Genomic DNA, 13,390 nt, shown 5'->3' on the forward strand with positions numbered 1-13,390 from the left:
AGTTTGAGCAACTTCAGGCAGCAACCCCGAACAGGGTGGCGATGAGGGAAGCCTGGCGGCTCATGTCATCGGCGGGAATGGTGGCAATCTGTCCTTTGCGAACCATGGCCATGATCTCGTAGCCGGCAATCGTTCGGCGCGCGCTATGGAAGCTTTTGAAGCCGAGACCGGGACGGATCAACCGCTTGATCCGTCGGTGATCTTGTTCAACGATATTGTTGAGAGACTTGACTTGCCGCAGCTTGGCGAAGCGCCAGAGCTCGCCGTCCGTCTTCATCGCCGTGGTTGCGCTCGGATAGGCGGCATTCTTGTCCACGGTGAGGGTGCGCGGGTTCACGGTGTGCGCTTGTTTCAGCGCCTTGCGGAAGAAGCGCCGGGCAGCCGCGGCATCACGCTTGGCGCTGAGCAGGAAGTCGATGGTCTGGCCACGCGCATCGACGGCGCGGTGCAGATACATCCACCGCCCCTTCACCTTGACATACGTCTCGTCGACCCGCCAGGAGCCGGTCGTCATGCGCAGGTGCGGACGCAGACGCTTGTCGAGCTCCGGGGCGTCAGCCTGGATCCAGCGGTAGAGCGTGGTGTGGTCGACCGAAACGCCGCGGTCGGCCAGCATGTGCTCGAGATTACGATAGCTGATCGGAAACGGCAGGGACCAACGCACCGCCCACAGGATCACCTCGGCCGTGAACTGTCGACCCTTGAACGGGTTCTTCCCGCTGCGCATTACCCAGCAACCCCACCTGCCAAAGCGGCCCCGATCCTACACGATCCCGGATACGACCCCAAACTTGCAACGGAACCTCTATGCCCGGCGTCTGCTGGTGAGCGCAACCGGCAGCCGTGCGACATGAGTCCGCGCGCAGTTCCGGGTAGTGAATGCGCAGAGCAAGAAGAAATTTCTCGAATGCCTCCAGTACCTCACGATCGTGCCTCCAAACGCCTTGTATTCATCGCAAAATAAACTGCATGACCTCACGTGGATTTGTCTTCGAGACCACTGGGTGCAAACCGGGACAGAGCGCGGTCCAGCCAAGCCGGTGTCTGGTTGTGGGCTTCGGCGACTTCCTTGCGCCGCACGGCATTCCGCACCATGATCCCACCAAGATAGCGGGCCGGCTCCGGTGGGAAAGTCTTGATCTTACGGTTTACCAGACCGCAGCGGCTCCACTCATCATCCAACCCCAATGCCAGGCTTGCCAGGATGCGCCCGCCGAGGCGGCTGGGGCCAACCCCATTTCCACTCCAGCCAACGCCATAAAAAATATGCGGCGCGTTTGGCAAATGGCCGAAGACCGGCAAGCTGTCGTAGGACCGATCGACGGGACCGCTCCAACTGTGCTCGATGCGCACATCGGCGAGATGCGGATAGGTGGTGCGGAAGTCCGCCTCGGTCACCCGGTTCAGGGCGACGTCCTGATCGTAGCGCGGACCGATTTTGCTCGAAAAGCTGATCATCCCTGTGCCTTTTCCGAAGGCGATGCGGCCATCCCGGGTGGTCCGATAATAGTCCACCATGAGCTGCGAATCGGTGATCGCCTCGCCGCCGGTCCAGCCGATCGCCTGCAGGCGCTCCGGGATCGGCTCCGTGGCGACAATCGTGCTGGTGACGGGCAGGATGGTGCGCCGCAACTCGGGAATTTCCGCTGCCCACGCGTTGTGCGCCAGAACCACGCGTCGCGCTGTGACGCACCCTGCGGGTGCGCTGAGACGGGCGGGAACCCCGCGTTGGAACCGAATGACCGGTGTATTCTCGAAAATCTTAACGCCAGATTGGATGGCCACCCGACGCAACCCTCGGACCAAGCGCGCTGGTTGAACCGTGGCGTTGCTTGCTTCCATCACCCCTTCGAGATGTTTTGGCGAACCCGAGCGCCGCGCCAAGTCGTCCGTCGCGACAGTATTGAAGACGTCTTGGCCCATGCGGGCGCAGAGGGCTTTCACCCCTTTCCACGCGCCACGCTGGGCATCCGTCGTGGCGGTCCACAGCCAACCGCTTTGCCGGAAATGAGCGTCGATCCCATGTTCGGCACAGAAGGCTCCGAGCTCGGCAATGTTCGCTTGCGAGGCTTGAGCAAGACGGAGGGCTTCTGCGACGCCGCAGAGCGCGACCAGAGAGCTGATTTTCGGCCACCACGACATGACGAAGCCGCCGTTACGACCGGAGGCCCCGCCGCCGCAAACGTCCCGCTCCAAAATCACCACCGAGCAGCCCGGATCGAGTTCGCGAATGCGCAGCGCCGTCCAAAGTCCAACAAAGCCGCCGCCGACGATTGCGACGTCGCAGCTCACGTCACCGCTCAATGCAGTGATTTGCTTTAGATCATCCGAGACTTCCTTGAGCCACATCGAGCGATGCATGAAATCCGTCCGTTGAATTCGAGTTGCAGGCAGCGTGGTGCGTGAAAGGGAATGAGCTGGCCCTCTTCTCGATGGCCCTTCATGATGCGGCTACCGGTTGGGCGTGCCAAGCCGAACATTCAATTGAGCAGGTTGCTGGCCATCAAGACCTGGGCGCGGCGTGCTTCATCGTTGTGGGCGTGCAGACGATTGCTAATCATCGACTTGTAACGCGCGATCGTCACCTCCGTCATGGCGCGCGTTCAAGCCCGGTGTCCCTCGCCAGTCCATCCGCCCGAGACTATCGCTCGCCTGGATGTTACGGTCGCGAGCGCGTAGCCGACCTTTGAGTCGTCATCGACGTCGGGCGGAGCCAGCTCCGGCGCGACGAGCTCCTCGGTTCCGGCATTCACACCGATGTGGACCTTGCGCTGGTATCGGCGCTTCGTGGACCCACTCGTTTCATTCGACAGCTGTGGTGGCGGACATCGCCAAGGTCGCGTTCACGCCAACCCACAAGCCTCCGCCAATCCCACATCCCTGCATTACGGTGCCGATGCCGTCGATTGCTCGTCAACCGGCCTCAGGTGCCGCGACGCCTCCCGCCTTGGCCGAAACGATCGCGTCCCGGATCGGCCCCGCTGCTTCCAGGATATCGGCGCGAACCGCCGCGGATGCCTTTTCGGGATCGCCTTCCTTGATCGCTTCGATGACCTCCGCATGGCGGATGTGCCCCGTCCGGGATAGGACGCCGCTGAGGACGACGTTCATCAGCGGCCCGTAGCGCATCCAGAGCAGTTCAATCAGGTCAACCAGGTGGCTGTTCCCACAATTCTGATAGATGGTGAAATGGAACTGCTGGTTCAACCGCAAGTAGGACTTGATGTCCTCCGATGGCACCTTGGCGTACATCGCGTCATTGATCGCCGTGAGTTCGGCGGTCATGGATTGATTTCCCGACAGGACAGCGAGCCGCGTGGCCTCGCCCTCCAGCTGCAGGCGCAGGGGAAGAAGCGCGTCCAGCCGTTCCGTCGTCGCCTCAGGCACGCGGAGCGACCGGCGCGGCAGGGCCTCGATCGCGCGCGCCACGACGAGTCGGTTCGCCGCCTCGCGGATCGGCATCTGACTGGTCCCGAATGCCGCGGCCAAATCCGGCAGGGGTAAGCGCTGCCCCGGCGCGAATTCGCCGATCATGAAGGACTGTTTCAATTCGTTGTAGACATGTTCCAAATCCGACGTCGGACGCCGGGTTTGGAACTCTGGCAAATCGTTTCCGCGCGCTGCCACGTCGACTGTGCTCCCTCATGTTCCGTTTGCGCAGTTCCTGAGCGCGACATCTTGGTGACGGCGCCAGCCCGCCGCCTGATCTGACGCGAGACGCCGCACAGTGACCATGCGCCAGACCGCGCCACACCATTCATTAGTGACGTTCGGCGGTGAAATCAACGCTTGATCAGATATCAGATTGTTGGTAGCGTAAATGATCAGATATCGGTGATCAGGTTTTGGGAGTCGCAAGCCTTGTCCGACCACATCAACCCAGACGAAGACGTGAAGACGGTCGCGGTGATCGGTGCCGGCCTCATCGGCTGCAGTTGGGCAGCCTTGTTCGCCGCCTCCGACCGGACCGTTCATCTTTATGACAGCCGCGCCGACGCCGCTCAGGCAATGAGCGCGTTCTGGACCTCGGTGAAGCCAACGTTGATCGAACTGGGCTTGGCGCGGTCAGAAACGGTGCCAGACGTCCGGGTTTTCACTTCGCTCGCCGAAACCGTCGCCACGGCGGATTTCGTGCAGGAATGCATCCCGGAGCGGCTTGAGGCGAAGCTGGAGCTTTACCGGGCGATCGAGCCCAACCTGAAGCCGGGCGCCATCGTCGCCACCAGTTCCTCGGGGCTGAAGCTGTCGGACCTGCAGGCCGGATGGCGGGACCCGGGCCGGATCATCATCGCCCACCCGTTCAACCCGCCGCACCTGATCCCGTTGGTCGAACTCTATGCCGACGAGCGCGCCGCGCCCGGCGTGCTCAAGCGCGCGGCCGCGCTTTATGAAAGCTGCGGCAAGGTCACGATCACGCTCAAACGCGAAGTGCTGGCCCATGTCGCAAACCGTCTGCAGGCGGCGTTGTGGCGCGAAGCGATCCATTTGGTGGCCGAAGGTGTGGCAAGTCTTAAGGACATCGACACCGCGATCAGCGCCGGGCCGGGACTGCGTTGGGCTGTGATGGGCCCGCACCTGCTGCTCAACCTCGGCGGTGGCGAAGGAGGGCTGCGCGCCTACTGCGAACAGTTTCATGACAGCTATCATCTTTGGTGGGATGATCTCGGGAAGCCGCTGCTGACACCGGACACCGTCGACAAGCTTGTCGAGGGGCTGCGCGAAGAGATTGGCGCGAGGGAATACACCGCGCTTCGGCAGGAGCGTGACGCCAAGCTCGTCGCCATCTTGCGCGCCCTGAGAGACGTCGAGCCAGCCCACCGCATCGAGACGGCGGATGCCTGAACTCAATCATTCGAACGGCGCTTGATCCCTTCCATTCAGGTCACGCCAAGCACCCGGCAAGGCCGGATCGCCAGCAGAAGATTGGAATTGTTCAAGCGCCGCCGACAGCAAACTTTCATCCCGGAGGGAAAATGAAACGCAAAGTCGTGCTGACCTGCGCCGTGACCGGCGATGGGCCGATCCACCCGAAATACCCCGACTACCCGATCACACCCGCGCAAATCGCCCGCGCGTGCCTGGATGTCGCGGCGGCTGGCGCTTCGATCGTGCACATCCACGGACGTGACCCGGAAACGGGGCTGGGGAACCGATCACCCGCGATCTTCCGTGAAATCGTCGAACGCGTGCGGGCCGTGAACCGGGATGTCGTGATCAACCTGACCACCGGTATGGGCGGCACGTTCGTGCCCGACCCCGAGAACGAGGCGGTGGCGCACCCGACGACGGACGTGGCAAGCGCCGAAGACCGCGTTCGTCACGTGATCGAGAATCTGCCCGAGATCTGCACGCTCGACGCAACGACCATGAATCTTGAAGGCGGCATCGCCGGGGCGCCAGACTGCATCTTCATGAACACGCCCGGCACGCTGCGCCGCATGGCGGACCTGATTCGCACCGTCAAGTCCAAGCCGGAAATCGAGGTGTTCAACCCCGGCGACATCCTGCTGGCGCGCAAGCTGGTGGAGGATGGCCACATCGACGAACCGCCGCTGTTCCAGCTCTGCCTTGGCGTGAAATGGTCGGCGCCGGCCGACGTCAAGACGCTTGTCTACATGAAGGATCTCTTGCCGGAAAACGCGGTTTGGAGCGCCTTCGGCATCTCGCGCTTCCAAATGCAGATCGTAGCTTTGTCCACGATTCTGGGCGGCCATTGCCGCGTCGGGCTGGAGGACAACATCTACCTTGAACGCGGCGTGTTCGCAACCAACGCGCAGCTGGTCGAGCGTGCCGGTCGCATCATCACTGATCTCGGCTGTCAGGTGGCCACTCCGGACGAGGCGCGCGAAATCTTCGGGCTATCGACCGAAACCGTGTCACGGTCACTGGCATCCGGCGGTTGAGGGGGCGGATTCATCATGGCCGAGCCGCTTTTCCTCAATTCGATCGTCGCGCATCAATGGCATTGCGATCACTTCGGTCATCTGAACTCCCGCCACTACGCTGCCGCCTTCGACGATGCGCTTTTCCTCTTTTGGGGGCAGCTGGGTGCCATCATTCCGGGGCGTGACGAGGCCGGAACCATACCGGTCACCGCCGAGATGAGGACGACCTTCCAATCGGAAACATTGGTCGGGACGATTGCCAATCTCCGCGGTCGGGTTCTCCGCGTCGGCGGAAAGTCGGTGTCGCTGAGGCTGGAGATGGTCGAGGCACAATCGGATCGCCCGCTTGCGACCTGCGAGGTTGTCGAAGTCTTCTTCGACATGCAGGCCAGGGAAAGCCGGCCCATTCCGGACGCCCTGCGCGACCGCCTGCTGGCCGCGGTTGATGCAGCCCCCTGAACGGTGGGCTGGTCGTTCCCGGGTCTGGTTCGGTGTGGGCGACCACTGCGGTCTGCGCGACGTGAGGCCCAGCCCGGCCCCATGGTTCAAGATGCGGTCATGGGATCGGCACCTCCCTCGACCACCACTCCATGGCCTGGGAGCCGTTCGCCGGTCGTTTCAGCGATCGCCTTCCCGACACCGGGGGCGCCCCAGCCTCCCATACACCGTTGGCCACTGATTTGAACACTCAGCCGTGCTCGACCCGCTGGAACGAGAGGACACTATGGACGGCGGCATGGACATCAGAACGCAACGCCTGGTGCGGTTCGTCGGGGTTCAGAAGACCTACGACGGGGAACACCTTGTGGTGAAGAACCTCGACCTCGACATCCGCAAGGGTGAGTTCGTGACCCTGCTCGGCCCTTCGGGCTCGGGCAAGACGACGACGCTGATGATGCTGGCGGGGTTCGAGGTGCCGACGCACGGCGAGATCTTCATCGCCGACCGGCCGATTAAGAACATGCCGCCGCACAAGCGCGACATCGGCATGGTCTTCCAGAACTACGCCCTGTTCCCGCACCTGACCATCGAGGAGAACGTCGCCTTCCCGTTGACCGTCCGCGGCACCGCGAAGGCGGAGGTGACGGAGCGCGTGCGCAACGCCCTGCGCATGATCAAGCTGGAGAACTTGGCGCACCGCCGCCCCGGCCAGCTGTCCGGCGGCCAGCAGCAGCGCGTGGCGCTGGCCCGCGCCCTGGTCTTCAACCCGCAGATGGTCCTGATGGACGAACCGCTGGGTGCCTTGGACAAGCGCCTGCGCGAGCACATGCAGCTGGAGATCAAGCAGCTGCACGAGCAGATGGGCATCACCGTCGTCTACGTCACCCACGACCAGGGGGAGGCGCTGACCATGTCGGACCGCATCGCGGTGTTCAACGACGGCATCGTCCAGCAGATCGACAAGCCCGACGCGCTGTACGAGCGGCCGGTGAACAGCCTCGTTGCCAACTTCATCGGCGAGAACAACGTGCTGTCCGGCACCGTCGAGACTATTGAACAGGGCTTCTGCCGCGTGGCGCTGGCGTCGGGCGGCTCGGTCGTGGCCCAGGCGGTCAACGTGCAGGGGCCGGGGGCGGCCACCGCGCTGTCCGTCCGGCCGGAGCGCATCGTGATCGTGCCCGACGGCGCCGCGACCGACCTCGCCAACCGCCTGCCCGCCACGGTGCAGGACACCATCTATCTCGGCGACCACGCGCTGGCCGTGCTCAAGGTCGCCGGAAACGGGGAGTTCATGGTCAAGCTGCCGCCGGGCGCCCACGCGGGCCTCGGCCACGGCCAGGCCGTGTCCATCGCCTTCCGCCCGGAAGACTGCCGGGCGCTTGATCCCGTGTGATCGCGGTCCGTCAATTCGCGAATGTTTGATCGAGGTCGGGGCGCGCTTCTTCCACTCGCAACCATAGACATGAAGGAACGGGGATGATGTCGAAGCTTAAGGTGGCACTGGGACTCGCCGTGACGCTCACCGCCGGCGTTGCGCTGGCGACGTCCGTCCAAGCGCGTGAGTTGACCGTGGTGTCGTATGGCGGTGCGTATCAGGCCGCCCAGAAAATCGCCTTTTTCGAGCCTTTCAAGAAGGCGACTGGCGTGCCGATGAACGACGAGTCATGGGACGGCGGCATCGGCGTCCTGCGCGCCAAGGTCCAGGGTGGTGCGGCCACCTGGGACGTCGTCCAGATCGAGAGCGAGGAGCTCGCGCTCGGCTGCGAGGAAGGCCTGTTCGAGCACATCGACTTCTCGAGGATCGGCGGCGAGGAGCAGTACCTGCCGGCCACCGTCGATCCCTGTGGTGTCGGTGCCAACGTGTACGACTTCGTGCTCGGCTACGACAAGGACAAGATCAAGGACGCGCCGAAGAGCTGGGCGGACTTCTTCGACACCAAGAAGTATCCGGGCAAGCGCGGCCTGCGCCAGGGCGCCAAGACCACGCTGGAAATCGCCCTGATGGCCGACGGCGTCGCGCCGAAGGACGTCTACAAGGTGCTGGCGACCGAGGAAGGCATCGACCGCGCCTTCAAGAAGCTGGACACCATCAAGAACGACATCGTCTGGTGGAAAGCCGGCGCCCAGCCGCCGCAGCTGCTCGCCTCGGGCGAGGTGGCGATGACCTCGGTCTACAACGGCCGCATCGATGCCGCCAACAAGAACGAGAAGAAGAACTTCGGCCTGGTGTGGAACGGCGCGCTCTACACCATCGACAGCTGGGTCATCCTGAAGGGCAGCCCGAACAAGGACGCCGCCTACAAGTTCCTCGACTTCGCCGGCAAGCCGGAGAACCAGGCCAAGCTGTCGGAGAACATCGCCTACGGCACGTCCAACAAAAACGCCCCGGCCAAGCTGAGCCCAGCGGTCCTCCATGGCCTTCCGACCGCGCCGGAAAACATGAAGAACGCGGTGGAAATCAATGTTGCGTTCTGGCTGGAAAACCTGGATCGCCTGACTGAGCGCTTCAACAAGTGGGCGGCGAAGTAAGTCTCTGTTGCTGACCCTCTCCCGTCCCGGGAGAGAGGGACGCCGAAGGCGTCGGGTGAGGGTACGGCCAAGGATCAGCGCCTTGATCCTCGTCTGTACCCCCACCCCGACCCTCCCCCGGGGCGGGGGAGGGCGATTTGATCCAAGAGGTTTCGCCCATGACAGCCGCGTTCGTCGCCGGCGCCGACGCGCCGACCGAGGTGCCGCTCAAGCGCCGCCTGAAGCGGGCGGAACGGGCCCGCCAGTTCAAGGCGCTGGCCCTGGTCCTGCCGCTTCTCCTGTTCCTGCTCTTCACCTTTCTCGGCCCCATCGCCGGCATGCTCTGGCATTCGGTGGACGATTGGGAGGTTCCGAAGACCCTGCCCCACACCGTCGCGGCCCTGTCCGACTGGAACGGCAAGGATCTGCCGGACGAGAAGGCCTTTGCGGCGCTGGCCGGCGACCTCCAGGCCGCCCGCGCGGCCGGCACCGTCGCCATCGCGTCGAAGCGGCTGAACTACGTCATCAACGGCTTCCGCACCACGCTCGCCAGCACCGCGCGCAACCTGAAGACCGCGCCGGAGCCCGGCACGGCCAAGGACACGCTGATCGCCGTCAACCCGGCCTGGGGCGACCGCGCCACCTGGGCGGCGATCAAGAGCGCCAGCGGTCCGCTGACCAGCTTCTACATTCTAGGGGCGCTGGACCTGACGCGCAACGTGGACGGCGCCATCGTCGCCGCCCCGGCGGAGCAGGCCATCTACCGCGACGTCTTCGCCCGCACCTTCACCATCGGCTTCGGCGTCACGGCACTCTGCCTGATTCTGGGCTTCCCGGTCGCCTACCTGCTGGCGAACCTGCCCGCCGGCCGGTCGAACCTGCTGATGATCTTCGTGCTGCTGCCCTTCTGGACCTCGCTTCTGGTGCGCACCTGCGCCTGGATCGTGCTGTTGCAGAGCGAAGGCGTGGTCAACGACGGCTTGCGCTGGCTGGGCGTGATCGACGAGCCACTGCGGCTGATCTACAACCGCTTCGGCGTCTATGTGGCGATGACCCACGTGCTGCTGCCCTTCATGATCCTGCCGCTCTACAGCACCATGAAGGCGATCTCCCCGGCCTACATGCGCGCCGCCGCCTCGCTCGGCGCCTCGCCGGTCACCGCCTTCCGCCGCATCTACCTGCCGCAGACCCTGCCGGGCGTGGGTGCGGGCAGCCTGCTCGTCTTCATCCTGGCCATCGGCTACTACATCACGCCGGCCCTGGTGGGTGGTGCGGCCGACCAGATGATCAGCTACTTCATCGCCTTCTACACCACCGAAACGGTCAATTGGGGTCTGGCATCGGCGCTGGGCGCGGTCCTGCTGCTCGCCACGCTGCTGCTCGCCGTCGTCTATGGAAAGCTGGTCCATGGCCAGCAGGTCACGGGAGGGATGAAGAATTGAGCGCGAACCACGCCCCCCGCACCACCAGCCAGCGCGCCGCCTGGATCACCACGGTCGTCGCCTCCACGCTGGTCTTCATCTTCCTGATGGCGCCGATCCTGGCGATCATGCCGCTGTCCTTCAGCTCCGGCGCTTACCTGACCTACCCGTTGCCGGGCTTCAGCCTGCGCTGGTACCAGGACTTCCTCAACTCGCCGCGCTGGATGCTGTCGCTGAAGAACAGCATGATCATCGGCGTCGCCTCGACCATCCTGTCGATGGTCCTGGGCACGATGGCCTCGCTGGGGCTGGCGCAGTGGAAGAGCAAGTTCAAGCCGCTGGTGCTCGCGGTCGTGCTGTCGCCGGTCGTCGTGCCGGGCGTCATCACCGCGGTCGGCCTGTACTTCTTCTTCGCCCCCATCGGGCTGACCGGCAGCTACGCCGGCCTGATCCTGGCGCACACGGCGCTGGCGACCCCCTTCGTGGTGATCACGGTCAGCGCGACGCTGCAAAGCTTCGACATGAACCTTGCCCGCGCCGCGGCCTCGCTCGGCGCCTCGCCGCTCGTCGCCTTCCGCCGGGTGATCCTGCCGCTGATCCTGCCGGGCCTGGCGTCCGGCGCGCTGTTCGCCTTTGCGACCAGCTTCGACGAGGTGGTGGTCGTCCTGTTCATGGCCGGCCCGGAGCAGCGCACTCTGCCGCGTGAGATGTTCAGCGGCATCCGCGAGAACATCAGCCCGACCATCACGGCCGCGGCGGTGATCCTGACCACCGTGTCGGTCATCCTGCTCGCCACCATGGAGGCGCTGCGCCGCCGCAACGAGAAGCTGAAGGGCAACCTGCCGGGGTGATTTCCCCGGGTGTGCGTCTCGCGCTCCCCGGTCTTTTCGTCCCAGGCGGCCACCGCCGGCTTCGCGTCGGCGCGCAGGGCCGTCCCATACGCATCGCTCAAGCCCGTCGCGATGATCATGAGAACAGCGCGATAGGTGTCAGCTGGAGCAAATTCCTGTTGGGAACGAAGAACGGAAGTGAGGCTTGGCTGTTGGAGCGATTGCCTCTATTGTGGAGGGTGTCGCAACGAGCCGAGCCTATTCGAGAGATTTGCGGGAGCGCGTGCTGCGGGTGACGCGATCCTTTAAGAACTTCAATCACCCAACAGCGGCTTCAATTTTGACGTTGGTAACGGCACGAACTCCTCGTATTTCCATTCCATAACAATGGACTGCTGAATCGCGATGATCCTGTGGATCGGCGTGGGGTTTTGACGCCGATCGGCACGGGAACGCGTTGGAAATAACGGAAACTGTGGTGTCCCGACCGCGCCAGCAGTGGCCGAATTCGGGAATGAAGCCGTGTGGGGCTTCATGACGTACGGTCGGTGTGGATCGGCGTCCAAGACGGATGCCGGTCCACAATCGACAACGTCGACACATCCATACAGGCGTCAGATTTGTCCCACGCGGGCCACGAGCAGCTCGGCCGCATTTGAAAGCGGACGACGGAGGTGGATGCATACTCGTCGGCCGCTTCTTCAAGAGAAACCGTCTCAAACCTGGGGGGCCATCATGCCGCCCGCCAGAAAGGTCGGCGAGCGTGTGGCTCGTTGGCGGTGTGGTCCGAGGCGAGCGTGCCGTTCATCACGGCGGTGCGCACCGTCCGCATCCGATGGGCGCCACGGGGGGACCAGCGCATCTGTTGGTTGGCGCCCATGCGCCGGTGCAGCAGGCGCTGGACCGTGCTCTCGGTCGTCGCCGTGGAGATGGGCTCGCCCCGGCGCCGGGCGGCGGCGTAGTTGATGATCAGCTCGGCTCGTCCGGCGACATAGGTCTCCAGCGCGCGCAGCAGCGCCGCCACCTTCCGGGCCTGCCGATCATCGGCGGCTTCCAAGGCGGCGTCAAGGCTGGCCAGGGTGTCGCCAATAAGGGCCAGCGCCCGCTCGCTCTGGCCGTGCCAGAGCCGCCAGCGGATGCGGGACACGGCGTCGGCCAGCGGCCCGGTCCGTTCCGCGGCGGCCGGCACCGTGGTGGTCCAGCCCTGGACCGCTTGCGCCACGCGCTGGATCCGCATCGACAGATGGAACCAGTCCAATACGTTGTGGATCGGCCCGACACTGGCCGCTGCGCCCAAGGACCGTGGGCCTTCCGCGCCGTCGCTGAGGATGGTGACCGGCGTGCTCGCTGTCGCCCCCAGTCCGCGCAGGACGTGCTGGAGCTGCCGCACCTGCCGGTCGGCCTCAGCCGGCAGGCTGCTGAAGACGACCTCCTGGCCCTGATCGTTGCTCGCCCGCGCGATCATCACCGCGAACGAGCGCATCTGGTAGGTCCGCACCGATCGCACGTGGCCCCCGTCGATGGCCAGCGTGATCGCCTTCGCTGATGCCGGCGAAGTCTGGTCCGGCGGAACAAGCGCTGCCCGCTCAAGCCGGGCGCCGACCTGGAGCGTGCGCCGACGGATCGTTTCCACCTCCGGAACGGTGTCCACCGGCAGCAGGTCGGCCAACAACGCCCGCGCCCGCCGGTACGGCAGCGCGCTGCCCATCCCGGCCAGGACGCGTTCGTACTCCGGGGTGCAGCGGTCCGGCATGATCTCGGCGACCGGGGTCAGGCTGCGTCGGCTGGCCACACCGCAGCGGCAGGGGCCGAAGCGGGGCGCACGCACCGCCACCGTGCCGAACAGTGACACCAGCCGACGAGAGCGGTGGTCTTTGAGCGGGCGCGATGTCCCACAGTGGCTGCACCGGCGACGGCGGCGACAGTGCGCGTCGGCTTGGGCCGCGACCAGAACGCGCTGCAGGCCGGTCAGGGTCGCCTTGCTCTCGGCCAAGCTCAACCCGAGCGTCGCCGCCTGACCGGCCCCGGTGCGCTCACCCTCCGAGATCACGTGCTGCGTCACTGCGCCGTCCTCGCCCGTCACCTCCATCATGACCCGCCACTTCATCGCGCCCTCGGCTCGCTGACATCCGAGCGCGCCCTACCATCCTTGTATGTTGGAACAGCATTAGAGTGAAACCCGGCTGGCGCGCGGCCGCGCGCCAGCCGGGTTGACCGACCCCGTTACCAACCCGTCTTCAAAGCCGTGGGGGAGCTTGGGGCGGTCAACCTTCCTTGGAGACCGAACGGTTGCTTGGGGCGTGAC

12 protein-coding genes are annotated in these 13,390 nt (G+C 64.7%); 7 read left to right on the forward strand and 5 right to left on the reverse strand.

What is annotated here, in order from left to right; translation table 11 throughout:
• Positions 1 to 13: 13 nt before the first annotated feature.
• From M2351_RS20000 to M2351_RS20010, 3 genes are all read right to left on the reverse strand, one after another.
• Positions 14 to 727: an IS6 family transposase gene (locus M2351_RS20000; RefSeq protein WP_264657833.1), complete on the reverse strand. Its 714-nt coding sequence runs from the start codon at positions 725 to 727 to the stop codon at positions 14 to 16.
• Between the two features lie 248 nt (positions 728 to 975).
• Positions 976 to 2,361 carry an NAD(P)/FAD-dependent oxidoreductase gene (locus M2351_RS20005; protein WP_264657834.1) on the reverse strand — a complete coding sequence of 462 codons (1,386 nt, stop codon included), beginning with the start codon at positions 2,359 to 2,361 and terminating at the stop codon, positions 976 to 978.
• 552 nt (positions 2,362 to 2,913) lie between these two features.
• Positions 2,914 to 3,627 carry a GntR family transcriptional regulator gene (locus M2351_RS20010; RefSeq protein ID WP_264657835.1) on the reverse strand — a complete coding sequence of 238 codons (714 nt, stop codon included), beginning with the start codon at positions 3,625 to 3,627 and terminating at the stop codon, positions 2,914 to 2,916.
• A 234-nt stretch (positions 3,628 to 3,861) separates the two neighbouring features.
• Between M2351_RS20010 and M2351_RS20015 the strand changes: the two genes are divergently transcribed.
• From M2351_RS20015 to M2351_RS20045, 7 genes are all read left to right on the forward strand, one after another.
• The gene (locus tag M2351_RS20015; protein ID WP_264657836.1) at positions 3,862 to 4,842 is read left to right on the forward strand and encodes a 3-hydroxyacyl-CoA dehydrogenase NAD-binding domain-containing protein; all 981 of its coding nucleotides are present in this window, start codon (positions 3,862 to 3,864) and stop codon (positions 4,840 to 4,842) included.
• Positions 4,843 to 4,973: 131 nt separating this feature from the next.
• Entirely contained in the window at positions 4,974 to 5,903 is a 930-nt protein-coding gene (locus M2351_RS20020) for a BKACE family enzyme (protein WP_264657837.1), read from the forward strand.
• A 15-nt stretch (positions 5,904 to 5,918) separates the two neighbouring features.
• Entirely contained in the window at positions 5,919 to 6,344 is a 426-nt protein-coding gene (locus tag M2351_RS20025; protein ID WP_264657838.1) for an acyl-CoA thioesterase, read from the forward strand.
• Positions 6,345 to 6,609: 265 nt separating this feature from the next.
• The gene (locus M2351_RS20030; RefSeq protein ID WP_264658094.1) at positions 6,610 to 7,719 is read left to right on the forward strand and encodes an ABC transporter ATP-binding protein; all 1,110 of its coding nucleotides are present in this window, start codon (positions 6,610 to 6,612) and stop codon (positions 7,717 to 7,719) included.
• A gap of 86 nt (positions 7,720 to 7,805) precedes the next feature.
• Positions 7,806 to 8,855 (forward strand): ABC transporter substrate-binding protein, encoded by a 1,050-nt coding sequence (locus tag M2351_RS20035; RefSeq protein WP_264658095.1) that lies wholly within the window; start codon positions 7,806 to 7,808, stop codon positions 8,853 to 8,855.
• 158 nt (positions 8,856 to 9,013) lie between these two features.
• A complete protein-coding gene (locus tag M2351_RS20040) occupies positions 9,014 to 10,276 on the forward strand; it encodes an ABC transporter permease (protein WP_264657839.1) in 1,263 nt (420 codons plus the stop codon).
• Positions 10,273 to 11,106 (forward strand): ABC transporter permease, encoded by an 834-nt coding sequence (locus M2351_RS20045; protein WP_264657840.1) that lies wholly within the window; start codon positions 10,273 to 10,275, stop codon positions 11,104 to 11,106. Before M2351_RS20040 ends, M2351_RS20045 begins: the two co-directional genes overlap by 4 nt.
• Before the next feature lie 293 nt (positions 11,107 to 11,399).
• On the opposite strand, the gene M2351_RS20050 is transcribed toward M2351_RS20045, so the two are convergent.
• Together M2351_RS20050 and M2351_RS20055 are read right to left on the reverse strand one after the other, a co-directional pair.
• On the reverse strand, positions 11,400 to 11,621 hold the full coding sequence (locus M2351_RS20050; RefSeq protein ID WP_264657841.1) for a hypothetical protein: 222 nt from the start codon (positions 11,619 to 11,621) through the stop codon (positions 11,400 to 11,402).
• 197 nt (positions 11,622 to 11,818) lie between these two features.
• A complete protein-coding gene (locus M2351_RS20055) occupies positions 11,819 to 13,192 on the reverse strand; it encodes an ISKra4 family transposase (protein ID WP_264657842.1) in 1,374 nt (457 codons plus the stop codon).
• Positions 13,193 to 13,390: the final 198 nt, after the last annotated feature.

Origin of the sequence: Azospirillum canadense, assembly GCF_025961225.1 — a bacterium.
In the GTDB taxonomy this organism is placed as follows: domain Bacteria; phylum Pseudomonadota; class Alphaproteobacteria; order Azospirillales; family Azospirillaceae; genus Azospirillum; species Azospirillum canadense.

Bases quoted from the DNA above. Each gene is read 5' to 3' on its own strand.
- M2351_RS20000 (WP_264657833.1), bottom strand. From the start codon at position 727: ATGCGCAGCGGGAAGAACCCGTTCAAGGGTCGACAGTTCACGGCCGAG.
- M2351_RS20005 (WP_264657834.1), bottom strand. From the start codon at position 2,361: ATGCATCGCTCGATGTGGCTCAAGGAAGTCTCGGATGATCTAAAGCAA.
- M2351_RS20020 (WP_264657837.1), top strand. From the start codon at position 4,974: ATGAAACGCAAAGTCGTGCTGACCTGCGCCGTGACCGGCGATGGGCCG.
- M2351_RS20025 (WP_264657838.1), top strand. From the start codon at position 5,919: ATGGCCGAGCCGCTTTTCCTCAATTCGATCGTCGCGCATCAATGGCAT.
- M2351_RS20030 (WP_264658094.1), top strand. From the start codon at position 6,610: ATGGACGGCGGCATGGACATCAGAACGCAACGCCTGGTGCGGTTCGTC.
- M2351_RS20035 (WP_264658095.1), top strand. From the start codon at position 7,806: ATGTCGAAGCTTAAGGTGGCACTGGGACTCGCCGTGACGCTCACCGCC.
- M2351_RS20040 (WP_264657839.1), top strand. From the start codon at position 9,014: ATGACAGCCGCGTTCGTCGCCGGCGCCGACGCGCCGACCGAGGTGCCG.
- M2351_RS20050 (WP_264657841.1), bottom strand. From the start codon at position 11,621: ATGAAGCCCCACACGGCTTCATTCCCGAATTCGGCCACTGCTGGCGCG.
- M2351_RS20055 (WP_264657842.1), bottom strand. From the start codon at position 13,192: ATGAAGTGGCGGGTCATGATGGAGGTGACGGGCGAGGACGGCGCAGTG.